This window comes from Pseudomonas sp. TMW 2.1634, from assembly GCF_001703595.1.
Taxonomy (GTDB): Bacteria; Pseudomonadota; Gammaproteobacteria; order Pseudomonadales; family Pseudomonadaceae; genus Aquipseudomonas; species Aquipseudomonas fragi.
The window spans coordinates 3,905,489-3,928,452 of record NZ_CP016849.1 but is presented as its reverse complement, the minus strand read 5'-3'; the positions used below and the strand labels follow the sequence as shown (position 1 = coordinate 3,928,452).

The 22,964-nt window shown below is 56.3% G+C and carries 23 protein-coding genes and 3 pseudogenes; 15 read left to right on the top strand and 11 right to left on the bottom strand.

What is annotated here, in order from left to right:
• Positions 1-49: 49 nt before the first annotated feature.
• Positions 50-256, bottom strand: coding sequence for a co-regulatory protein PtrA N-terminal domain-containing protein (locus BFC21_RS18525; protein WP_047279644.1), 207 nt, complete (start codon positions 254-256; stop codon positions 50-52).
• A 164-nt stretch (positions 257-420) separates the two neighbouring features.
• Between BFC21_RS18525 and BFC21_RS18520 the strand changes: the two genes are divergently transcribed.
• The 7 genes from BFC21_RS18520 (at position 421) to BFC21_RS18485 (ending at position 9,674) form a co-directional block, all read left to right on the top strand.
• Complete coding sequence (locus BFC21_RS18520; RefSeq protein ID WP_047279645.1) at positions 421-1,098, top strand: heavy metal response regulator transcription factor; 678 nt, start codon at positions 421-423, stop codon at positions 1,096-1,098.
• Positions 1,098-2,504: a heavy metal sensor histidine kinase gene (locus BFC21_RS18515; RefSeq protein ID WP_047279646.1), complete on the top strand. Its 1,407-nt coding sequence runs from the start codon at positions 1,098-1,100 to the stop codon at positions 2,502-2,504. The genes BFC21_RS18520 and BFC21_RS18515 overlap by 1 nt, the downstream gene beginning before the upstream one ends.
• A 470-nt stretch (positions 2,505-2,974) precedes the next feature.
• Positions 2,975-4,225 (top strand): TolC family protein, encoded by a 1,251-nt coding sequence (locus BFC21_RS18505; RefSeq protein WP_047279687.1) that lies wholly within the window; start codon positions 2,975-2,977, stop codon positions 4,223-4,225.
• Positions 4,222-5,682 (top strand): efflux RND transporter periplasmic adaptor subunit, encoded by a 1,461-nt coding sequence (locus tag BFC21_RS18500; protein WP_047279648.1) that lies wholly within the window; start codon positions 4,222-4,224, stop codon positions 5,680-5,682. The genes BFC21_RS18505 and BFC21_RS18500 overlap by 4 nt, the downstream gene beginning before the upstream one ends.
• Positions 5,679-8,837, top strand: coding sequence for an efflux RND transporter permease subunit (locus tag BFC21_RS18495; protein ID WP_047279649.1), 3,159 nt, complete (start codon positions 5,679-5,681; stop codon positions 8,835-8,837). Before BFC21_RS18500 ends, BFC21_RS18495 begins: the two co-directional genes overlap by 4 nt.
• Positions 8,834-9,187, top strand: coding sequence for a copper-binding protein (locus BFC21_RS18490; RefSeq protein WP_047279650.1), 354 nt, complete (start codon positions 8,834-8,836; stop codon positions 9,185-9,187). The genes BFC21_RS18495 and BFC21_RS18490 overlap by 4 nt, the downstream gene beginning before the upstream one ends.
• A 160-nt stretch (positions 9,188-9,347) precedes the next feature.
• Complete coding sequence (locus BFC21_RS18485; protein WP_371326763.1) at positions 9,348-9,674, top strand: four-helix bundle copper-binding protein; 327 nt, start codon at positions 9,348-9,350, stop codon at positions 9,672-9,674.
• A 439-nt stretch (positions 9,675-10,113) separates the two neighbouring features.
• On the opposite strand, the gene BFC21_RS18480 is transcribed toward BFC21_RS18485, so the two are convergent.
• Positions 10,114-11,276, bottom strand: a protein-coding gene (locus BFC21_RS18480; RefSeq protein ID WP_087148787.1) for an IS3 family transposase whose coding sequence is annotated in 2 segments (ribosomal slippage) — positions 10,114-11,021 and positions 11,021-11,276 — 1,164 coding nt in all. Because the reading frame shifts where the segments join, the coding sequence is not laid out codon by codon here.
• A gap of 286 nt (positions 11,277-11,562) precedes the next feature.
• Between BFC21_RS18480 and BFC21_RS27430 the strand changes: the two genes are divergently transcribed.
• The 3 genes and pseudogenes from BFC21_RS27430 to BFC21_RS18465 form a co-directional block, all read left to right on the top strand.
• A complete protein-coding gene (locus tag BFC21_RS27430) occupies positions 11,563-11,808 on the top strand; it encodes a hypothetical protein (RefSeq protein WP_169862263.1) in 246 nt (81 codons plus the stop codon).
• Between the two features lie 10 nt (positions 11,809-11,818).
• A pseudogene (gene tnpB / locus BFC21_RS27865) lies at positions 11,819-12,166 on the top strand (IS66 family insertion sequence element accessory protein TnpB); the annotation flags it as partial.
• Between the two features lie 54 nt (positions 12,167-12,220).
• A pseudogene (locus BFC21_RS18465) lies at positions 12,221-12,820 on the top strand (IS66 family transposase zinc-finger binding domain-containing protein); the annotation flags it as partial.
• A gap of 135 nt (positions 12,821-12,955) precedes the next feature.
• Here the strand turns inward: BFC21_RS18465 and BFC21_RS18460 are convergent.
• Positions 12,956-13,177 (bottom strand): hypothetical protein, encoded by a 222-nt coding sequence (locus BFC21_RS18460; protein WP_047279652.1) that lies wholly within the window; start codon positions 13,175-13,177, stop codon positions 12,956-12,958.
• Between the two features lie 266 nt (positions 13,178-13,443).
• On the opposite strand from BFC21_RS18460, the gene BFC21_RS18455 reads away from it, so the two are divergent.
• Entirely contained in the window at positions 13,444-13,947 is a 504-nt protein-coding gene (locus tag BFC21_RS18455; RefSeq protein WP_169862265.1) for a hypothetical protein, read from the top strand.
• 142 nt (positions 13,948-14,089) lie between these two features.
• Here the strand turns inward: BFC21_RS18455 and BFC21_RS18450 are convergent, their stop codons facing one another.
• Both BFC21_RS18450 and BFC21_RS18445 read right to left on the bottom strand, forming a co-directional pair.
• Positions 14,090-15,508: a heavy metal sensor histidine kinase gene (locus tag BFC21_RS18450; RefSeq protein ID WP_047279653.1), complete on the bottom strand. Its 1,419-nt coding sequence runs from the start codon at positions 15,506-15,508 to the stop codon at positions 14,090-14,092.
• Positions 15,505-16,179 (bottom strand): heavy metal response regulator transcription factor, encoded by a 675-nt coding sequence (locus BFC21_RS18445; protein WP_047279654.1) that lies wholly within the window; start codon positions 16,177-16,179, stop codon positions 15,505-15,507. Before BFC21_RS18445 ends, BFC21_RS18450 begins: the two co-directional genes overlap by 4 nt.
• 688 nt (positions 16,180-16,867) lie before the next feature.
• On the opposite strand from BFC21_RS18445, the gene BFC21_RS18440 reads away from it, so the two are divergent.
• Positions 16,868-17,194, top strand: coding sequence for a DUF2790 domain-containing protein (locus BFC21_RS18440; protein WP_095041100.1), 327 nt, complete (start codon positions 16,868-16,870; stop codon positions 17,192-17,194).
• 32 nt (positions 17,195-17,226) lie between these two features.
• On the opposite strand, the gene BFC21_RS18435 is transcribed toward BFC21_RS18440, so the two are convergent.
• The 3 genes from BFC21_RS18435 to BFC21_RS27600 form a co-directional block, all read right to left on the bottom strand.
• Entirely contained in the window at positions 17,227-17,577 is a 351-nt protein-coding gene (locus BFC21_RS18435; protein ID WP_095041101.1) for a DUF3147 family protein, read from the bottom strand.
• Between the two features lie 157 nt (positions 17,578-17,734).
• Positions 17,735-18,640 (bottom strand): cation diffusion facilitator family transporter, encoded by a 906-nt coding sequence (locus BFC21_RS18430; protein WP_095041102.1) that lies wholly within the window; start codon positions 18,638-18,640, stop codon positions 17,735-17,737.
• A gap of 54 nt (positions 18,641-18,694) precedes the next feature.
• A complete protein-coding gene (locus tag BFC21_RS27600) occupies positions 18,695-18,895 on the bottom strand; it encodes a zinc ribbon domain-containing protein (protein WP_256557662.1) in 201 nt (66 codons plus the stop codon).
• Positions 18,896-18,928: 33 nt separating this feature from the next.
• Here BFC21_RS27600 and BFC21_RS27595 point away from each other — a divergent pair, with 33 nt between their 5' ends.
• From BFC21_RS27595 to BFC21_RS27590, 3 genes and pseudogenes are all read left to right on the top strand, one after another.
• On the top strand, positions 18,929-19,081 hold the full coding sequence (locus tag BFC21_RS27595; RefSeq protein WP_228394108.1) for a hypothetical protein: 153 nt from the start codon (positions 18,929-18,931) through the stop codon (positions 19,079-19,081).
• A gap of 442 nt (positions 19,082-19,523) precedes the next feature.
• Positions 19,524-20,796, top strand: a pseudogene (locus BFC21_RS18420) (phosphoethanolamine transferase).
• A 122-nt stretch (positions 20,797-20,918) separates the two neighbouring features.
• A complete protein-coding gene (locus BFC21_RS27590; protein WP_003253468.1) occupies positions 20,919-21,047 on the top strand; it encodes a hypothetical protein in 129 nt (42 codons plus the stop codon).
• 143 nt (positions 21,048-21,190) lie between these two features.
• Here the strand turns inward: BFC21_RS27590 and BFC21_RS18415 are convergent, their stop codons facing one another.
• From BFC21_RS18415 to BFC21_RS18405, 3 genes are all read right to left on the bottom strand, one after another.
• A complete protein-coding gene (locus BFC21_RS18415) occupies positions 21,191-21,397 on the bottom strand; it encodes a hypothetical protein (protein ID WP_011953104.1) in 207 nt (68 codons plus the stop codon).
• Positions 21,398-21,411: 14 nt separating this feature from the next.
• On the bottom strand, positions 21,412-21,636 hold the full coding sequence (locus BFC21_RS18410) for a hypothetical protein (protein WP_011953103.1): 225 nt from the start codon (positions 21,634-21,636) through the stop codon (positions 21,412-21,414).
• A gap of 205 nt (positions 21,637-21,841) precedes the next feature.
• Positions 21,842-22,765 carry a hypothetical protein gene (locus BFC21_RS18405; protein ID WP_011953102.1) on the bottom strand — a complete coding sequence of 308 codons (924 nt, stop codon included), beginning with the start codon at positions 22,763-22,765 and terminating at the stop codon, positions 21,842-21,844.
• Positions 22,766-22,964 lie beyond the last annotated feature (199 nt).

The window sequence follows — 22,964 nt, the reverse complement described above, 5'->3', positions numbered from 1 at the left end:
AACTGCCATAGTTCAGATTCCGGGGTGATTACATTTCTGTAAGCTCGGATCAGCAGCTTTCGTGGCCCGCGTGCTTGCTGGACTGGGCGGCGACTGGCGCCTGCTCTCTCTTCTCCTGCGCAACCTGGTAGCCCTGCATGGAACTTTGGCGAGCCGCTTCCATCCGCGCAAAGGTCCGGTCCGCGCCGCCCTCTGCCAGGGCAATGCCTGCCGTGCCGAAGGTAACGACCAACACAATTGCTTTGACCATGTTCATCTGGAGATCCTCAATGGTTCTGCGCCTCATGGCGTCAGGTACGTGGTCAAGTTAGCCTCGCGGTGCTGTCAGAAAACTGATCTCGACATTACTTTTCCGTCAGCTTCTGGTTGGGCGTCTTTTTTCCTGCAAACTGGAGATGCACCCCGCGTGGATGAGAGCAGATGAAATTACTCGTAGCCGAAGATGAGCCGAAAACCGGTGTCTACCTCCAGCAAGGCCTGACAGAAGCTGGCTTCACCGTTGACCGGGTGATGACAGGCACTGATGCCCTGCAACACGCGCAGAGCGAAGCCTATGACTTGCTGATTCTCGATGTGATGATGCCGGGGCTCGATGGCTGGGAGGTTCTGCGCAAGATACGCGCAGCGGGTAAGGATGTGCCGGTCCTTTTCTTGACGGCCCGTGATGGCGTAGACGATCGCGTGAAAGGTTTGGAGCTGGGCGCTGATGATTACCTAGTGAAGCCCTTTGCATTCTCGGAGCTGCTGGCTCGGGTTCGCACGTTGCTGCGCAGAGGCAACGGTGGTTCTGCTCAAACCACCATGAAAATGGCAGACCTTGAAGTGGACCTGCTCAAGCGCCGGGCTACGCGAAACGGTAAGCGTATCGACCTTACTGCCAAGGAGTTTTCCCTGTTGGAGCTGCTCATGCGCCGACGCGGCGAGGTGCTCCCCAAGTCGCTGATCGCTTCTCAGGTCTGGGACATGAACTTCGACAGTGACACCAACGTGATCGAGGTCGCGATTCGCCGACTGCGGGCCAAGATTGATGACGACTTCGCGCCAAAGCTCATCCACACCGCCCGAGGCATGGGCTACATGATGGATGTGCCCGAGTGATGCGCCCGCAATCATCCCTCGTCAAGCGACTGACACTAATGTTCATGTTCGCGGTGACTGCTGTCTTGGTCGTTGCCGGCGTGGCTTTCTACGGGCTCAGCCAGCACCATTTCCGGATGCTGGATGAGCAGGCGCTTGCCGAAAAGCTGGAGTCAACGCGTCATGTCCTTTCCATTTCAGCAGCGCGAGGCGAGCTCGACGATCAGGAGCAGCAACTGCGGGCATTGCTCGGCGCACATCAGGATCTTTCGGCGAAAATCACCAAGGCTGACGGCACGGTCCTTTTTTCAGACTCCAAAGCCTCCCAAATCCCTCAGCGGTTCGAGCAGGCGCGCCAGGGTGCGGTTTGGGAATGGCAGGATGAAGCGCAGAACTTCCGCGGTATCACCGCCCAGTTGACTATCGCGGGCGAGCCGGAACCGGTAACGGCCGTGCTGATGCTCGATGTCACCACTCACGCGCATTTCTTTGTCACCCTGCAATGGTGGTTCGGCATCGGCTTGGTGATCAGCGCGATTGTGAGCGCAGGCTTGGGCTGGGTCGTGGCCAAAAGCGGACTCCGGCCTGTCAGGCAAATCACCAAAGTGGCCACCGGGATGTCGGCAAAATCTCTCCGCGAGCGCATTCCACTGGAGCCCGTACCGCTTGAGCTTCAGGAACTCATCCTGTCTTTCAACGGGATGCTGGGACGGTTGGAGGATACATTCGTTCGGTTGTCCAACTTCTCTGCCGATATCGCTCACGAGTTGAGAACGCCGGTCAGCAACCTGCTGACTCATACCGAAGTGGTGCTCACCAAGAAGCGTGACCTGGATGCCTATGAGGAAAACCTCTATTCGAACCTGGAAGACCTCAAGCGCATGTCGCGCATGATCGACGACATGCTTTTCCTAGCCAAGGCGGATAATGGTCTGATCGTGCCCGAGCAGATCGATGTGGACCTCTCCGAACTCGTATCCAAGCTGTTCGAGTACTACCAGTTTCTGGCTGAGGACCGGGGCATTCAGCTGACCCTCCAAGGTCGTGGCAAGGTTCGTGGTGATCGCCTGATGATTGACCGAGCCCTTTCCAACCTATTATCTAACGCGTTGCGCTACACCCCGGAAGGCAATGAGATAGCAGTGCAGATCGAGCAAACACGTGAAACCGTGACGCTATCCGTACGTAACAGCGGAGTAACCATCGATCCTCAGCACATTGGCAAGATCTTCGACCGGTTCTATCGGGCCGATCCAGCCAGACGCGAAGGTGGTCCAAGTAATGCGGGCCTGGGGCTGTCGATCACACGTTCCATTATTGAGACTCACAGCGGACGAATTTGGTGTACTTCAGAGGAGGGTGTCACAACCTTCTTCATCAGCCTTCCTGCCTCCAAGCGGTTGGTTGGTGCAGCCCCAACCCCTTAATGCTGAATTCATCCCGGTAACCTATACTCGCCCATCATGAATCGGTTCATTCGACTGCTCACCATCCTGATGATTATCGTGGCGCTTCCGCTTAACGGGATGGCGGGCATCGATTCGGCGACTGAACCTTGCCCAATGCAGACCATGGGCATGGAAATGATGGCGGGCATGGACCATGACTGCTGCCAGGACCAAGACCCGGGCAAGACTGGTGACCATGCCAAATCCTGCAAGGTGGGTCAGGAGTGCAGGACTGCCAGCACAGTGCAGCTCAGCTTCCTGACGCCTGGACTGACCTATGCAAAGCCACGGCCTGCCGATACCTACGCTGTAGGCATAGCGACAGGTTCTCCCCCCGATCCATGGCGTCCTCCCCGCGTCTGACTCCCTCTTAATTTCACACCATCGTTCTGCTTAGAAGCGGGGCGATGGCACGCGCCTGGGCGCTGATCTTTCGAGGAATCATTTTCATGACTCCCCAATGTTTTCAGGGACGGATCACCACGGCCGTCCTTTTCATACTGCTGCCGGCTGTCTCGGCACAGGCTGTAACGCTGTCGCTGGATGAGGCGCTGCAATTGGCTGAACGCAACGCTCCCTCTCTACAGGCCCGCCTGGAGCAGGCATCAGCTGCTCGCAGCTCGGTCATCCCAGCGGGCGAACTACCCGATCCGCGCCTCAATCTTGGGGTACAAAACCTGCCGATTGAAGGCGCTGATCGCTGGAGCATGAACAGAGACTTCATGACCATGCAGGTGGTTGGCCTGTCCCAAGACGTACCGAATCGGGAAAAACGCAAAGCTCGTGTAGAGACAGCTCAGGCCACGGTCGAGCGAGCCGATGCCGAGGCAGTCTTCGAGCGCCTGAAGATTCGGGCGGCAACCGCACAGGCTTGGGTTACGGCGTACACCGTGCAGCGAAAACTTGAACACTTCGACGCTTTCTACAAAGAAAACCAGCTGCTGGCATCTACGGTGCGGGCGCGCCTGGCCGGAGGCGCAGGCTCAACGGCCGATACGCTGGCTCCCAAACAGGAATTGGCACAGCTGGACGAGCAGAAAGATGTTTTGTTGAGTCAGGCAGCTCAAGCGCGATCCGCGCTGAAGCGCTGGATTGGGCAGGACGCCGAAGTAGGCGCGCCGACTTTCCCTGTCTGGCCAGTAGACGCAGCTGAATACCTGCACTCCGTTCATGCCCATCCGGAGCTCAATACCTACAACGCCATGACACGCGAGGCGCAAGCCCAGGTACACCAGGCCCAGGCAGAAAAGAAGTCAGATTGGTCTTGGGGGGTGGATTATCAGCGTCGTGGCCCGGACTTCAGCAACATGGTCAGCCTGCAAGTTAGCTTCCAGTTGCCGTTGTTCACTGGCTCACGGCAAGACCCGATGATTGCGGCACGACGCGCACAAGTTCGCCAGTTGGAGGACGAGCAGGACGCTGCCCTGCGCGAGCATCAAGCCCAGCTAGAAACAGACCTTGCCGAGTACCAACGCTTGCAACGGGCGGTGCGGCGCAGTCGCGAAACGCTTCTACCTCTGGCCGAGGACCGGGTACGCCTCGCTCTTGCGGACTACCGCGCCGGTAAGTCGTCGTTAAGTGAAGTGCTGTCGGCACGTCGGCAACGCGTGGAAGCGCTGTTACAGGATGTGGACCTGCAAGGACAGTTGGCGGCAACAGCAGCGCGTCTGCATTTCGTATATGGAGAGGTGCAGGCATGAGGGGTAGGTCGGTTGGTTTGGTTGTGGCTGCTGCCCTTGCTATTGGGATAGGTGCGGGCTTCTGGCTGGGTGGACGTGGCACGGTTACCCCATCTCAGCCAGATGGTGAGCAAAAAGCGCTGTACTGGTACGACCCGATGTATCCCCAGCAGCATTTCCCGGCACCCGGTAAATCGCCATTCATGGATATGCCGCTCGTGCCCAAGTATTCAGACGACGCGAATGACAAGGGGCAGCTCGCGGTTCAGGTCTCGGCTGGGCTCCAGCAAAATCTCGGGATTCGATTGGCAACGGTGACGGCTGGCCGGCTTGAACGATCCCTGAGCGTGAGCGGCGTTCTGGCGTTCGACGAACGCGACTTCAGCGTATTGCAGGCCCGTACTGGCGGTTACGTCGAACGCGCATATGGCCGAGCGACGGGGGACATAGTTGTCAAAGGGGCTCCTCTAGCCGATGTGCTGACCCCGGAGTGGGCTGGTTTGCAGGAAGAATATCTGGCGTTGCGACATTCCGGCGACGCTCAGCTGACGGCGGCGGCGCGACAGCGGCTCGTGCTCTCCGGCATGCCGGTCGACCTGATCAACCGGGTCGCGAGTACTGGGAAGGTGCAGCTCTCGGTCACACTTTCTGCGCCTACTGCCGGTGTAATCCAGGTTCTCGATCTACGACCCGGCATGACGCTGACGCCGGGGGCTACCTTGGCAAGGATCAACGGAGTGGCCAACGTCTGGCTGGAAGCCGCCGTGCCAGAAGCCCAGGCTCAAGGTCTCCACGAAGGCCAGCCTGTACAGGCGCAATTGCCAGCGTTTCCAGGTGATCCCGTACCGGGCAAGCTGACTGCGCTGTTGGCCGATGCCGACTTGCAAAGCCGTACTTTGCGCCTGCGTATCGAGTTGCCCAACCCGGATGGACGGCTTCGTCCTGGAATGACCGCACAGGTGGCTCTCCATCCCAGCGTGTCCGCCGAGGAGAGTCTCTTGGTGCCTGCCGAGGCGGTCATACGCACCGGCAAGCGGGATCTGGTGATGCTGGCTGAAGACGATGGTCGCTTCCGACCGGTGGAAGTCGTGTTGGGTCAGGAGAGCAAGGGGCAAGTTGCGGTGTTGCAGGGCCTTCAGGCAGGTCAGCGCATCGTCGCATCCGGGCAATTCCTGCTGGACTCCGAAGCTAATTTGAAAGGCATCGAAGCGGCGACGGCGCAGGATGCTCAGCCCAAAGCGGGGCCCGCCCTCCATGAAGCGAACGGCCGTATCGTGCAGATAGACGGAGCCCAGCTCACCGTTGCCCATGGTCCCTTCCTCACCCTGGGCATGCCTGGGATGACCATGACCTTTCCGGTGGCTGATCAGTCGCTCCTTGATGGCCTCAAGGTCGGTGCGCAGATTCGCTTTGGCATACGCGAACGAGACGAGGGCATGGTGGTTGAGCAGATCAAAGTGTTGGAGGGCCAACCATGATTGCCAAACTGATTCGCTGGTCGGTAGGCAACCGCGTGCTGGTGCTTCTCGCCACGCTGTTTCTGGTGGCATGGGGATTCGTCTCGGTGAGGAGCCTGCCAATCGACGCCTTGCCCGACCTGTCGGATGTACAGGTGATCATCCGCACGTCCTACCCAGGACAGGCACCTCAGATCGTTGAGAATCAGGTGACCTATCCGCTGACCACCACCATGCTTTCGGTTCCGGGAGCCAAAACAGTACGTGGCTTCTCCGCATTCGGTGACAGCTTCGTCTACGTGCTGTTCGAGGATGGCACCGATCTGTATTGGGCGCGCTCTCGGGTTCTTGAGTATCTGAGCCAGGCGCAATCGCGATTACCTGCGGCAGCCAAGCCGGTATTGGGACCGGACGCCACCGGAGTGGGCTGGATTTATCAGTATGCGCTGGTTGATCGCAATGGCGGCCATGACCTGTCGCAACTGCGCAGCCTGCAGGACTGGTTCCTGCGCTATGAGCTCAAGACCCTGCCGGATGTCGCTGAGGTGGCCACCATCGGCGGTATGATCAAGCAGTACCAAGTCGTCCTCGATCCGCTTCGCATGGCCAGCCTCGGTATCACCCAAGCTGAAGTGGTGGAGGCTATAGGCAAGGCCAACCAGGAGACCGGTGGCGGTGTGCTGGAGCAAGGCGAAGCAGAATTCATGGTTCGTGCGGCGGGCTACTTAACATCGTTGGACGATTTCAGAGCGATCCCACTGCGACTGGCTGCCAAGGGCGTGCCGGTGAAGTTAGGCGATGTCGCTACGGTGCAGATAGGTCCGGAAGCCCGCAGAGGCATAGGCGAGCTGGACGGCCTCGGTGAGGCCGTAGGTGGAGTGGTTATCCTGCGCAGCGGCAAGAATGCTCGTGAGGCCATCGCGCACGTTAAGGCCAAGCTCGAAACCTTGAAGAAAGGCCTACCTACCGGGGTGGAGCTTGTCACCGTCTACGACCGCAGCCAGCTGATCGACCGTGCTGTGGAGAATCTCAGTCACAAACTTGTCGAGGAGTTTGTGGTAGTGGCGTTGGTATGCGCAGCGTTTCTCTGGCACCTGCGCTCGTCGCTGGTTGCCATCGTGTCGCTGCCCGTGGGAATTCTGATTGCGCTGATCGTCATGCGTCATCAGGGCATCAACGCCAACATCATGTCCCTTGGCGGAATCGCTATAGCCATCGGTGCAATGGTGGACGCTGCCGTGGTCATGATCGAGAACGCCCACAAACGAGTTGAGGCCTGGAATTCCCGGCACCCTAGTCAACTTTTGCGGGGCGAAGCGCATTGGAAGGTTATGACGGAGGCAGCCGTGGAGGTTGGTCCTGCGCTGTTCTTCAGCCTCATGATCATCACGCTCTCGTTCATCCCGGTGTTCACACTGCAAGCCCAAGAGGGCCGCCTCTTTGCCCCCCTGGCCTTTACCAAGACATACGCAATGGCAGCGGCGGCTGCGTTATCGGTGACCCTGATACCGGTGCTGATGGGGTACTGGATCAGAGGGCCACTGCCAGCGGAACAGCGCAACCCGCTCAACAGGGTGCTCATCCGGCTATACCGTCCGGCATTGGAGGTCGTCCTGCGCCGGCCTCTGGTGACCCTCGCTGGAGCAGCGCTTATCCTGCTCAGCAGTCTGTGGCCCTTGAACCATCTCGGCGGCGAGTTTCTTCCCCCCCTTGATGAAGGTGATCTGCTCTACATGCCTTCAGCCTTGCCTGGGCTCTCGGCGCAGAAAGCTTCAGAGCTGTTGCAGCGAACGGATCGCTTGATTCGTACCGTCCCCGAGGTAGCCAGTGTTTTTGGTAAGGCCGGCCGCGCCGAGTCGGCCACCGACCCTGCACCTCTGGAGATGTTCGAGACCACCGTGCGGCTCAAGCCCAAGAGTGAATGGCGTACCGGTATGACCACGGAGAAGCTCATCGAAGAGCTTGACCGTATCGTGCGTGTGCCCGGGCTCACCAACATCTGGATTCCGCCTATCCGCAACCGGATTGACATGCTGGCCACCGGCATCAAGAGTCCAATCGGCGTCAAGGTTGCCGGCAGCGATCTGAACCAGATAGACCGGGCTACCCTTGCTGTGGAGCGGGCAGCGAAAAAGGTGCCTGGAGTGACTTCGGCCCTGGCAGAGCGTTTGACTGGCGGCCGCTACATAGATCTGGACATCGACCGCCATGCCGCTGCCCGTTATGGCCTGAACATCACCGACGTTCAGGCTATTGTTGCCGGTGCAATAGGTGGCGAAACCATTGGGGAAACGGTTGAAGGGTTAGCTCGTTATCCCATCAGCGTGCGCTATCCACGCGAATGGCGTGATTCCGTGGAGGCGTTGCGTCAGCTTCCGATCTACACCTCGCAGGGCGGCCAGCTCACGCTCGGCACCGTGGCCCGCATACGTATTGCCGATGGCCCGCCAATGCTCAAGAGCGAGAATGCTCGCCCCTCAGGTTGGGTGTACATCGATGTGCGCGGCCGAGACCTATCGTCTGTTGTCGCAGACCTACGTCAATCTATCGACAGCGAGGTAAAGCTCGATCCGGGCATGAGCTTGAGCTACTCCGGTCAGTTCGAATACCTGGAGCGGGCGAACGCCCGCCTGGCCTGGGTGGTGCCGGCCACCTTGGCCATTATCTTCGTGCTGCTTTACCTGACATTTGGGCGCTTCGGTGAAGCAATGCTCATCATGGGCACCTTACCTTTTGCCCTAACCGGAGGCGTTTGGCTGCTGTATCTGCTGGGCTACAACCTGTCGGTGGCCACAGGCGTAGGTTTCATTGCCCTGGCCGGCGTAGCGGCGGAGTTCGGGGTGATCATGCTCATTTACCTGAATAACGCTTGGGCTGAGCGTCAGGCCGAATGCGAAACCACACGCGCAGCGCTGCTCGATGCAATCCGTGAGGGCGCGGTGCAGCGCATCAGACCCAAGGCAATGACTGTGGCGGTCATCGTTGCAGGCCTGCTGCCCATCCTCTGGAGCAGCGGTACCGGCAGCGAGGTCATGAGTCGCATCGCGGTGCCCATGGTGGGCGGGATGCTGACCGCTCCATTGCTCTCCCTGTTTGTAATACCTGCGGCGTACTGGCTGGTCCGTCGCCGCGAACTCGCTGTAACAACCCCTCACTTTTCAGGAGTAATCCAATGAAAAAGCTATTCGTCATCGCAGGCCTGGTCACAGTTTTCGCCGCCAGTGTGCATGCCCAGGACATGGATGGTATGGACATGAAGAACATGCCAGCTTCCGCCGAGGGTGGCCAAGGCACCCAGGCGGCATCCACTGCGCATGCTGAAGGGACAATTAAGGCGCTGGATCCGCAAAGCGGAAAAATCACCTTGGCCCACGGCCCAGTAGCAGAGCTCAAATGGCCGGCGATGACCATGGGTTTCCAAGCGGAACCTGCACGGCTGAACGGCTTGAACGTAGGAGACAAGGTGGAATTTGCATTCCGTATGGAGGGAAGCGTCGCGAAAATCGTGAGCATTCAGAAGCAGTGATTTTCCAGCCTTAAATGATCCGGCAGGCCTTCACACCGAGATGCTTCGGACAAGCTTACAGAAATGTAATCAATCTTCAGGACCCCGTCAGGTCGAACGCTACATACCGTTTTGAAACGGTTTACTGGCATCACATCGACCCGATACCGGAGATATGACCATGAACAGTCGCTTTGAAGAATGCATCTCGGAATGCCTGCGCTGTGCGCTGGCCTGTGAAGGCTGTGCGACAGCCTGCCTTCAAGAACAGGATGTAAAAATGATGGCTGACTGCATCAAGCTGGACAGGGATTGCGCAGATATGTGCAAGCTTGCGGCTACCTTGATGGCACGAGAAAGCATGCTTGCCAGAGAGCTATGTGCCCTATGCGCCAAAATTTGCCGGGCCTGCGGGGAGGAGTGCGGTCAGCATAAGGCAGACCACTGTCAGCATTGCGCACAGGCCTGTATGGCCTGCGCAGAATCCTGCGAAGCAATGGCTGCGTAGCGCATCTAGCCCAGTCTTCGCCGGCTTTCCATGCGCCTGATAAAGGACTTGGATACGTCGATAACCGTCGGACTAGGGAGACGGGTAGATCGCTGATGTTGAGTATGCGCTCTGGCGGAGCCTAGCTTGGGCACCTAGCCACCGCTGCCTACGGATCTGGTAGCAAGAAGCCCGCCTCGGCGGCGGGCTATCAGATGTCTCCAAGGGGAGGCTGTAGGCCAACAAGTCTCGGAGCAAGCAGTTGTAGGATACGCCTCTTGGCTGACGCCTGCCAGCTAGCTTCGGCAGGAGCGTATGGTCCTGCTTTCCATCGACCTTAAAAAGCGGCCGTTGTAGGCCCCGCCAATTGGTAGGGCAGTCCGCCAAGACATAGCAGGCCGATTGTCCCCAGGCGGTGTACCCTTCGCCAGAGTCATAGACAGAGCTAGAGGTGTAGTGGTCAACTAATCCCGGACACGACGTTAAGTTTTTTCTCGGCCTGAGCCGGCGTTAGCCCGCCATTAAATTGATGAGGCCGTATCCAGTTGTAGCGATGCATCAAATAATGACTGATGTCTCGTTGTGCCTGCTGAACCGACATATAACCCACTGAAGGTATCCACTCGGTTTTCAAGCTGCGAAATACTCGCTCCATCGGCGAGTTGTCGTAGCAATTGCCCCGGCGACTCATGCTCTGGCTGATGCGGTACCGCCACAGACGCTGACGGAAGTGGCGACTTCCATATTGCGATCCCTGATCCGAATGAAACAGCAGCCCTTGAGGCTTCCCGCGTTGCTCATAGGCCATATCCAGTGCTTTGGTGACCAAGTCAGCATCCGGGTTTCCTGATAACGCCCAGCCCACTATCCGGCGAGCATAGAGATCCATAACCACGGCCAGGTAGTGCCATTTCCCTTGCGCCCAGATGTAGGTGATGTCACCGCACCAAACCTTGTTTGGCTCGGGAACATCGAATTTACGATTCAGTGTATTTGGAATGTCAGGCCGCTCGACCGTTGCTTTTTTGTAGGCATGCGAGCCAGGCTGCTTGCTGATCAACCCCAGTTCCCGCATCAAGCCTCGCACCTTGAAACGCCCGATCTGCTCGCCATCATCCTGCATCATCGACACGATACTTCGGCTGCCAGCAGCGTTTCGGCTCTGGGTGAACAGTTCGTTGACTCGACTGCGTAATCGAATTCTCTCAACGCCCGGAGAACGCCGCCTGAGGTGATGGGCGTAGTAAGTCGAACGGGTGATTTCGAACACCTCGCACAAGCAGTCAACAGGTTCATGGGCGCTTAGCTGATGGATCAGTGCGAACGCTCGAGATCTTCCGACATCAAGAGCGCGGTAGCCTTTTTTAATATCGATTTCTCTCGTTCAAGACGGGCGATTCGGGCTTCCAGTTCCTGGATCTTTTGCTGCTCTGGGGTGAGCGCCTTGCTCTGCGGGGTGACGCCTGTGCGTTCCTGCAGAAGCTGACTGACCCAACGGCGCAGGGCCGACTCGCCAATGCCGAGTGAACGACTGGCTTCGATGCAGCTGTAATTTTGTTTGAGTACGAGGTCAGCAGCCTCGCGTTTGAATTCAGCGGAAAAGACACGACGTTGCTTGGTCATCTGACACCTCGATATGGCGAGCATTCTCGCCTAAATGAGTGTCCGGTTTCATTAGACCACTACAAGGTGAATCTAGCGGGCACCTACATTTGAGGGCAGAATCGCTAGCTCGCCTACATTGCACTGGGTTGAGGGGAAAGGTGTGGGAGCAGAGCTAGATCGGGTAAAGGATCGCAAGAGGAGCAGAGCTTTAATCGAAGACCTCTACCTCGACGCGAACCGAGTTTACGTAATCCACTACTCCTGCGAATCGTTTTATCAGAACGATACCGGGGAGTCGAAACGTGTGACATCCATCGCCACACGAAACCTAAAAACCGGCCAGACCAAGTCATGGTCCATCCATAAAGAAGCAGAGCTCAGTAAACAGCTCTCTAGCATGCAAGCAGAGCTCAATAAATTCGAAAAGTCGATGCTGAAAGGCTTTTTCCAGTGGCTTGATAAGCACAAGGATTGCCGGTTCCTGCACTGGAACGTAAACGGCCAGCCGAAGCGTCAGTGGTCATCGAGTTGCCCATGGCCGGGCAAGTAATCACATTGAAATGGCCAGCCTCGGATCCCGAGGGCTGCGCGCAATTTATCCGGGCTGTGGCCCAATGATCCGCATCGATGCGATCTGGCTGTCCACCGAGCCGATGGACATGCGCGCCGGAACCGAAACGGCATTGGCCCGAGTGATCGCGGTGTTCGGTGCGGCGAAGCCGCATTGCGCTTATCTGTTCGCCATTCGCCGCGCTAACCGGATGAAAGTGCTGGTGCATGATGGCGTGGGCGTCTGGCTTGCCGCGCGGCGCCTGAATCAAGGGAAGTTTCACTGGCCCGGCATTCGCCATGGCTGTGAGGTCGAACTCGACAGCGAGCAACTCCAGGCGTTGGTGCTGGGCCTGCCGTGGCAGCGGGTCTGCTCGTCGTCGTTTCGGGCCTGCTCTGGCACAATCAGCGGCATGACTTCCTCGCCCAACCTCGACCATATGACCCCGGAACAGCTTCGTGCCTTGGCGGCACAGGCGTCGCAGTTGCAGTCCCAAGTCGAGGCGATGAGCAGGAAGATCCAAAATGATGAAATTCTCATCGAACAGTTCAAGTTCGAGATCGCCCTGCTCAAGCGCCACAAATTTGCCAAGCGCAGCGAGCAGATCAGCCAAGCACAAGGCAGCTTGCTGGATGATCTGCTCGACACAGATCTTGAAGCTATCGAAGCAGAGCTGAAACAGCTCCTCCCAGCTTCGTCACAGGTCGAGCCACGGCAATCGCCGAAACGTGCACCATTGCCGCCGCAGTTTCCACGCACGGTGATCCGTCACGAACCGGAAAACACTCAGTGCGCTTGAGGCTGCCAACTTCAACGCATCGGCGAAGACGTTAGCGAGTAGCTGGATTACACGCCGGGCGTGTTTACCGTCGAGCAGCATGTACGTGGTAAATGGGCCTGCCGTCAGTGCGAAACCCTGATTCAGGCGCCTGTTCCGGCCCAGGTCATCGACAAAGGTATTCCAACCGCAGGCCTGCTGGCCCACGTGATGGTGGCCGAGTTTGCCGCTCACTGGGTCTGACCGGAGAAAGCAATGCGGAAACGCCACGCGAGAACGAAGGCTAAATTCCAAGCACAAAAAAGCCAGGTTTTACCCTGGCTTTTTTGTCAATTACTTTTGTCATTTGAAGTCCTATTTAACCGCCGATTAATTGTCGGCTTGTTCCCTACCATCCTTGCTTTCTTTCTTTTGCTCTTGAGCGACTTGTTGTTTGTTCTGGTCCGAAGCGTCATCGCTCCATAGGCGAGCCTGTTCGGTTCGGAAGTTCTCGTTGAACTGTTTCGCTCGCTCGAAGCCGCCTTCAGCGTAAGCGGTACCCATGAGACCCAGCAGCAGGCTGCCAATAGCGATAGATTTGACAAATTTCATTGTGAACCTCGGTTCATACTAGGCCTACCTGATTAGCGGCCTTTGTTGGTTTGTAGTTTAGGAACACGAAGCTAACGACAAGGTGAGTCAATAATTACAATTCCGTAATTTAGGCTGCAGATAGGATGTGTTAAATCGTCAAATCTGGAAGGATCATGTCTATCTCGGCATTGTCGAGGTGGATTAAGAATTTTCTCTCAAATTACAATTTTGATATCTAGCGCGTTAATTCAGCGCGGCGTTGTTGGCCGCCCTAGGAGATAGCCATGAATTACATAGAGCCCTGGGCAGTTGCTATCGGTGACTTTCGCCGCTGCACTGAAAAACTCACTGTCCAGCTCGATGAGCTGACCTCGCAGACGCGCACCTCCAGCGCTGTTCTGGAGAGGTCGAACGAACTGGTGGAGCAGGTGGACGCTGTCGGCCGGCAGATTCAGGAGGAGGTGCGAAAGGCAGAGAAGGCTTGGTCGAATGCGGAAGAGGTTGCCTTGCGCGCCGCTGCAGCAGCGTATTCAGCTGCATGCCGCGGAGTCGACACCGCCATCCAGCCACTGATCTCAGAGCTAACAGCAGCGGCAAAGGTAGCGGACGCCTCTATCCAGGAGCTCAAGCGGGCACCGGTGCTGGCCAAGCGTTATGTGATGGTGGTCGCCACGGCATTCTTCATCTTGGCGCTGATCTGTGTCTACTCGACCATGCGCCTGATCGATGCCGCCGGCAGCGTAAGTGCTCAAGAGAAAGTGAATGCTCAGTATTTCTCCCACCTGTGAAAGAACGCCAATCCTGACGAACAGAAGATTATTAAGTCGGTGATTCTGCGGTCGCCCATGGACCCTGTGGTCCTCCGGCACTGATGCAGTGAGGCAGACAAAAAGGCCCGTCGATTGACGGGCCTAATCATGTCTGCGCGGTTTAAGCGGCGGTCATTGCCGGCTGCAGTTGCTGGGCTGCAGGAAAGTGAAGGTGGAACCAAGTGAAGTTTTCTTCGGTCACCTCCACGCTCGCCGATCCCTGGTGCAGGCTCATGATCGACTGAACGATGGCCAAGCCAAGACCGGTACCGCCTTCGCTCCGTGCTCGGCTCTTGTCCACACGGTAGAACCGCTCAAACAAGTGCGCGTGGTGTTCCTTGGCGATACCGCGGCCGGGGTTGCCGACACTCAACGTCGTACCGCTCGCACTATGCTGCACCTTCACGTAGACCGTGCGGCCACGAGGGCAGTAACGGATCGCGTTCGAGACCAAATTCGAGACGGCACGTTGAACCATCAGGCGGTTCCCGCGCACCACGTCATCACTGCCAGAGATCTGCAGCTGGATCTCGCCTTCTTCTGCCGAAATGCTGAAGAGATCGCACACTCGCTGAACCTCGTCGACCAAGGAGACGGGTTCGAACTCCACCATTGATGCTGGATGACTGACCTGGGCCAAGAACAGCATGTCCGAAACCATGCGGCTCATGCGGTCCAGCTCTTCTGTGCACGACTCCAGAACCTCCCGGTATTCGGAAAGTGATCGTTCTCTGGTCAAGGCTACCTGAGCCTTACCCATAAGGTTGGAAAGCGGTGCTCGAAGTTCATGAGCGAGATCGTCAGAGAACTGCGAAAGCTGCTGAACCCCATCATCCAGGCGAGCCAGCATGATGTTGATACCGTCGGCGAGCTTCTTGAGTTCTGCTGGCATCCCATCAGTTGGAAGGCGATGGTCGAGGCTCTCGGTTGAGATCTTTGACGCTACCTTGAGGAATTTGGTCAGAGGCAGCAGGCCTCTGCGCACAGTCCACCAGCCAATGGCCAGGATCAACGCGAGGATGACAGGGGACATCATCAGCCCCCAGGTTAGCAAAGCATCGAGTAGTGCTTCATTGGATGACTGATCAGCAGTCATGTAGACGCCGACCTCCGTACCATCGCCCAGAGTCATGGCCTGAGAAGCACTGAGCAGGGGCCGTCCATTATAGTCGCTCCACTCGTATTCCGTGGTCTGCGCCGCAGCTTGGAACCTATGAACCTCTCGATTGATCTGTTTGGAACCGATGGTGAGTAAAGGATCTTCACTCTCTGCGGACCTGTAGATGCTTACGTAGAGGTTGTTCTGGCCTGTGACCAAATCCACCAGCTTGTGCGAATCTGAACTGACATCGGCAATATCAGTAATTTCGGAAAGGCTGTGCGCCATTGCCTCCATTTTGACGCCGAGATCGATGCGAGCATTTCTATCCAGTGCTTGCCCAACCATCATGTAACCGAAGGTAGCGAACATCAGCAGCAGCGCTGCGCTCATCAATCCAACTTTTAATCCCAGCTTTGCAGCCAGGCTGAATGGCCTCATGCGCGTTCCTCAAAAACGTACCCAACGCCACGGAGCGTGTGAATGAGCTTGGTTTCAAACGGGTCATCGATCTTAGAGCGCAGGCGCCGGATGGCGACATCGATGACATTGGTGTCGCAGTCGAAATTCATATCCCAGACCAACGAGATGATCTGAGAGCGAGTCAGCGCTTCGCCCGTTCGGCTCATAAGCAGGTGCAGGAGCGCAAACTCCTTGGTGGTGAGATCGATGCGTGTGCCACTGCGGAAAACGCGATGGCGGACGGAGTCGAGTTCCAGGTCGGCAATTTTCAGTGAGCTCTTCTCGACTAACTCATCACCACGGCGCTGTAGCGAACGGATGCGAGCAAGCAGTTCAGGAAATTCGAATGGTTTCACAAGGTAGTCATCCGCGCCGCCGTCCAAGCCCTTGAGCTTGTCATTGATGCGTCCGCGGGCGGTCAGCATGATGATACGGACCCGGCTGGTTTTACGGATGGTTTCCAGCAGGTCCCAGCCGTCGATACCTGGGAGGTTCACGTCCAGCAGGACCAACGAATAGACATTAGTGTTGAACAAGTGCAGGGCATCTACACCGTTGTGCACGATATCTACAACATACCCGCTTTCGGATAGGCCCTGCTGAAGATATTCGGCAGTTTTAATTTCGTCTTCCACAACTAGAACGCGCATAACTTATCTCAAGGTATGAGGAAGGAGTTGGCCTAATCCGCCAAGATTATGGTTGCAGGCTGTTGGAAAGTTTGGCTGGGGGTATGGCATGTGGTAGTCGCTACCTCTGTCCATACGCCGGGTCACCTGAGGACGCTTGAATCTTAACGCGAAGAAGCTGGCCGCGGCGAAATCCTACAAATTTGTAATGTAGCCGCAAGATTTCTGACAGTCATGCAGGCTCCATCTCTTAGCTTAGCGGATTCTGGGGCCTGCGACGGAGTACGACAGCTTCGCCTGATAGGTGGAATCGGCCAGGACAGGCAGCATTTCGGTCGCTAGCTTGCAAGGACTGGTAATGGCCTTGGATCGAGGGCGCCACGCAGGCAGTCCCCATGCACGGCCGTAAACTGCAGCGCCTTTCTGCAAATTAGTTCACGTGGCGGCTCGATATTCTCTCGAATATTTATCTTACAATCTATTACATGTCCAAATTGTAATTGCGCGATCATCTTGGTGTTAGCCTCCTTTGCTAGTTTAAGGGCAGCGGAAGAGGCATCGCTGCTTTGGAAATTGTCTCATTTCAAAGCAGCTTGGCAAGAGCATCGAGCAGTTGTTCGCGCCAGTGCATTCACCTGTAAACCATACGCTCCTTTGGTAGGTGAATTTTAGCGCCCCCTACGGGCGCTTTTTTATTAAGGGACTTCTTATGAACACTACAGTATCAGCGATCGCCGTGTTTATGCTCTTTACATCACTAACAGCCAATGCCCAAAGCGGTATGGAGATTAATCAACGCATCGAGCGTTCTGCTAGAGAGGCTACTGCGGATTATGCTCAACGCGTAAAAAAGCCCATGCCTCAACTAGAAGACTACGCCTACGGCATGGACCTGGACGTTGGTAAGTTGGTGTATGTATCACCCAGCGTGCGGTACTGCGGGGATGTAAGAAGCATGATGACCTACGAAGACTCGAAAGGCGAACTGCACATGGTTCGCTACCTAGTGAAGGGCGAGTGCGTTAATAGCCGTTAAGACTCATCAAGATGATCCCTACGGCCACCGGATCACAGAAGCTCAATGCCGAACCGGCGCAGCAGTATCACGAAGCCCCCGAAGCTGGCCATTGTGATGAGGATGCTGCAGATCAGTGTCGGCCAAAAGCCGAGCTTAGGTAGCAGCAACGGAAAAGCGATAAACATCGGCAGGGTCGGAAGCACGTACCAGAACGTGTACCAGGCATGGTTGGCGATCTTCTCCATGCTCTGGTTCTCCAAGTAGAGCCAGACCAGCGTCAACACCGTGACCAAGGGTAGGGCGGCGACCAGGCCGCCCAGCTTGTCACTGCGTTTCGCCAGCTCTGATACGAGAATCACTATACCGGCAGTGAGTAGGTACTTCGTGATGATCCAAGCCATCGCTGAGCCTTCTGGAGGTTGTGGACGGGGGCAGGCGAAGCCATTCACCAACCCCTCTCGAAGCGCTCCTGCCGTTTACGCCATCCCTCACCGCATTTCTATTGCAGCATCACCCTCAGCCAGGAAGGTGATGTGTTTGCATGGTGTTACCGATCGATCAGTGCGAAGGCGAGGGAACGCTCTCGTGGAAAGCTGCCCGCTCGATCTGGATGGTGCAGTGATGGATTTCGAATGCATCGCTGACAGCTTCCACGACGGCCGCCAGCACAGCATCCCCATCTGCAGAATCCCGTATTACTACGTGCGACGTCATCACGTTGCTGCCACTGCTGACGGCCCAGACGTGCAAGTCATGTACGTCCGTGACGCCATCTACCCCGAGGATCGTGGCCTCGATTGCCGTAACGTCGAGCCCCCTCGGCACACCCTCCATGAGGATTCCCAGGCTTTCGCGAAGCAGTTGCCACGTCCGCGGAAGTACCCAAAGGCCGATTGCCACAGCGACAATCGTGTCGACCCAGGTCCAGCCGGTGAAGCGGATGATGAGCGCCGCGATGATTACGCCTAGCGAGCCGAGCATGTCGCTCCAAACTTCGAGGTAGGCTCCTTTGACGTTGAGGCTTTCGTTGCTCGCTGATGCCAGAAGGCGCATCGAGATTAGGTTGATGATCAGGCCGGCGATTGCGATCCACATCATCGCTCCCGTAGCGATCTCCGCCGGCATGAAGAAGCGCTGGTAGGCCTCGTACAAGATGTACATTGCCACGAGAAAGAGCAGCACGGCGTTGAACGTCGAAGCCAGAATCTCCAGACGCGCATAGCCGAAGGTTCTTTTTTGATCCGCCGGCCGCTTGGCTATCTGAAGTGCAATCAGTGAGATCGCCAAGGCGGCAGTATCTGTAAACATGTGAGATGCGTCCGACAGCAGCGCCAGGCTGCCGGTAATCCACGCACCGATCACTTCTGCAATCATGAAGCTGCCAGTCAAGGCGAGCGCCATGATTAGCTTCTTCTGATGCCCCTCGCGTACTGCGGCGCTGCCATGGTCATGATTTGAACCCACGTATTTCTCCTTGCGCAGGGTTGTGGTCTCGTTGGCCTTCCTGTCTACCTAGCCTTAGAGCGTCGCTTGGCCACACTGACTGCAAAATCTTGCCCCTGCACTCAGCAGCGAGCCGCAGGCGGTGCAACCACTCGATAGCGGTGTTCCGCAGTTTAGACAAAAGCGTGCTGACGGATCGTTGGCCGTCCGGCACTGCCTGCAGCCCTGCAGATCTTTGATGGGGGCAGGAGTGGCAGGGCGCCCGCCGTCATACACCTGATTACCGCCGTCGCAGCCCTGCTGCCGGCCATGGCGATCATACTGCTCGGCCCCATGTCCCCCGCTGTGGTGCTTGCCTCCACCGTGGTTTCCACGGCCATGGTGCTCGCCCAGGATGTTTTTGAAAAAGCTCATGGTATTCGCCCCTCATTGATGGGTGACATATTAACGAGCAAAAGTTGAAAATAATGTTCTGCTCGCGAAAAAGACTTGTAAGTTTAATTGGAAGTTCAAAATTAGCCTACGACAAAACGAAACCGTTTTGTTTGTGAAATTAAATTTATCTAGCTGAGCGGCGTATTGCTTTTAGTGGGTGGTATCCCCCTAATTTTGATCATAGCGTGATCAATGACAATCAAAACAGCTGTTATTGGATTTCTGTCAGCATTGTAATCCCGAGGTCATCGTGTCGTTATCAGGTCCCGGAAATAATGCGCTCAGCGAGATTCATTTCTCTTTTTATCCCTATGCCTCACACATACTAAGCGTCTCCAACGCCTAGGGGCCTAAGGCCTCTGGCGCTCCGCACATTGCGCAATCGCTTAGCATCTGTCGACGGCTTGCCTTGTAGCTCCCGCTAACTCCATAGCTACCGCCATGGATAAGCAGCTTCCAGAGTTTGATAATGACACCTTCCAAATCCATTGTTCACACCCTGTTAAGCAAATGGATCTTTGCTATTCGCAATGCGCGGCAGAAAGGCATCAGTACTAATTTGCTAATCGGCCTGGTGACTTTTTGGTTGCTGCTATTCGCGAACGCAGAGCTCCGGAACGTGCTCTGGAAGCTGGTATTCAAAACCGATGAAGTGAACTGGCTGCTAGCGGCCAGCCTCCCAGTCATAGTATTCGCATGGGTGCCTGAAGCGTCAGCTGGCCTCACCTAAAACGCTGACGGCCATTGGTACTGATGCGGTAGTTAATCGACAGGGTGCGGCTCGTAAACCCAGGCTGCTGGTACTGGCAGTAGGAGAGACCGCTCGCTCCGCCAACTTCTCCCTCAACGGCTACTCCCGTGAAACGAATCCGGAACTAGAAAAGCGAAATGTCATTAGCTTCACGAACGTGAGCTCCTGCGGCACCGCTACCGCGGTCTCGCTGCCATGCATGTTCCTGGACGTGGGTAAGGCCCAGTACAAAGATGGCTTGGCCAAGAGCCGAGAAGGGCTGCTCGACGTGCTTCAACGCGCTGGCATCAGTGTCATGTGGACTGACAACAACTCGGGGTGCAAAGGGGTCTGCGACAGGGTTCCCAACCACAAGGCTGCCTCTCACGCGGATTCCCAACTGTGCACCAGCGAGGAGTGTAAGGACGGGGTGCTGCTCACGGAGATGCAAGACTTCATCAAGCGCCAGGAAGGCGATGCTGTCCTGGTGCTCCACTACAAAGGCAGTCACGGCCCGGCCTACTACAAGCGCTACCCCTCGCAATTCAAGAAATTCGCACCGGTGTGCGAGACCAACGAGCTCGACAAATGTAAGCAGGAGGAGGTGGTCAATGCCTACGACAACTCAATCCTCTATACCGATTATGTGACTGCAAATCTCATCGATATCTTGGCGGCCAACACCAAGTTCGACACTGCGCTGATGTACGTTTCGGACCACGGCGAATCGCTGGGGGAGGGTGGGCTCTATCTGCATGGGCTGCCTTACGCGATGGCTCCTGACGAGCAAACAAAGGTGCCGTTGGTACTTTGGATGTCTGACTCGCTCGCGAAGAGTGAAAAGGTCAACGTGGGTTGTTTGAAAGCTCAAACCACGTCATCGCTGAGCCACGACAACCTGTTCCACACCGTGCTCGGCATGATGAACGTCCAGACGTCTTCGTATCGCTCAGCGCTGGATTTTACAGCCCCTTGCAAGCCCTTGGCCGGAGGCTTTTATTCTGGCCTCTGAATGTTCGATGTGGACCGGATCATCGGCCAGGCGGTTCTGCACCAGCCTGCTTTGACAGCTGAGAGAAGCTGGACTAATTACATAGCTGCATTCAACAACCCAAGCGGAAAAGGAAGTTTTGCATGAGCATCAAGCCAGGCCCAAAGCGCACCAATGAAGATGGCACTCCGGACAAAAGGCAGCGAGTCACCCCTGAAAAGCAGAAGGACCATCCGGACCTGAAACCCCACAAGCACAAAAAGGGCGAGTAAGAAAAAAGCAGCTCTCGGGAGCTGCTTTTTTGTTTGGGCTGTGTGCAAACCTTCCCGACTGTCTCGCTGATCAATCGGACCCAGTCGTGAGTCTTCCGCTTGGCTTGATGGATTCTGAAGCTACCTCCGGATCGGTTATCCCTTCAGTGCGGACGACGAGACTGATATCCCAGAGCGTTGAGCTGATACTCGCTGACAGCCCGAAATTGTGATTCTGCGATTTGACGCAGGCGCTCAACCTCTTCGGCAGATGAGCCAGAAGCCTGCGCCTCGTGGTATTGCTTCATCGCATCCACTGCGTCGGTATACATGGGGTGGTCGGGGAGAAGAGCTGGTATCTTTTTCGTCATGTAGCGGCAGGTCCTCACTGGATAGTCGACGGTGGTTTACCTGCTTTGAGGAGCTGAAAATCAATGACCGCCTGATAGAGCGAATCTGCCAATAGGTGAAGACGCTGTACCTCAAGGTCTGGCAATCCAGCAGCCTCCGCTTCGTGGGCCTGTCGGATAGCTTCAAGCGCTTGCCTCATCAGTGGCTCACCAGCCTCGACCATTCCAATGAATGTGCGCTTCACAACATTTTGCTCCATTCAGCTGAAGATGAATTATAGGACACCGCGGCGTGGCAAGGCCCCGAGCAGCACAGGTGTTCGACGTCCGGCTGAACGAACCAATGAGGAGCGCGCTGGCCTGGGGAGTGGCCAGGGCGCGTGTCATAGCTACGTTGTAAACCACTTTTTTCACTGTAAACCACTGTGGTTTACAGTGAAAAAAAGTGGTTTACAGCAGGCCTCCTCAGGCCTGAGTCAGCTCCAGCAGATCGCCCAGTTCCTCCCGGGCCATCTTCACTCTATCCATTCTGCGATAAGGATGATCAACCGGCATCCGGATAAGAGATTCGAACCAAGCCGAATCGAATTTGATGACTTCCTTGTGAATGTGCTCAAGCTCACCTCCGCGAGGCTGTGACACTACAAACTCCATGCTTTCAACCAAGCCAGACGCTTCACTGTCTTTGACGATTCGATGGCGGATGAAACTCATTTTGAGATCAAAATATGCCGCCTTCGAACCAGGCACCTTCTTCGATTCCAGCCGACCCGTGCTGCTGATTTCCGCCCCCGGCACCTCAGCGGCAATAGCTTTCACCAGCTCAGCATTTCCACTGACCTTCTGGCCAAACAGGCGGGTGGCGTCCGACATGTAAGCAAAGATCCATGGCACATTGCGAAGCGTCGCGCCGGTATAGAGGTAGCCACGCTCTCCCTTGTAACGCTGCAGCATGCCTCTCAACGCGTTCTCGGAAAGGACCAGTTGGGTCTCTTTCTCCAGGATGTAAACCACGCGATCGAACTGTTCGATCAATAGCTTGAGAATCTTCCGCGGGACGCCGTCAAACCTGGTTTTTCGTTCTGTTTTCTTATGCTGGCGAGGCTTGAAGTACGGGCAATCGTTACGGGCCTCACTATCAAATGGAGCGATGCCGCGAATGCTCTTAGTAGCATGTTTCCCGAATGGGTTCTTCACGTTAGGCGGTAGCTCATACAGCCCAACCAGCTGGACAGGGTTGTCGCATGCCGGGCATACAGCAAACTGAGCTAGCTTGCCCGCACTTCCAGGCTGGTACCACGGATCTCTGCGGAAGGTCTCGGCCTCGAAACCTTCCTTGTCGATGATCTTGCTTTCTGTGTCTTCGATGCGGAGCTTATAGACATCCATCTTTGCTGAAACCGTATCAATAGAGGGTTTCTGGATGGTAACGAGCGAGGATAGGCAGCAGTAGGCCTAACTGACCCTTTTGGTGGTCACCCACTGGTTTGAGGCCAGCCCAAAGCATGCCTGATCGACCTGGGCGGGCCCTAGAAACAACTAACCCCCTGATGCGCAGTACAGGTCTGGGACCTGCCCGAGGCGTGGG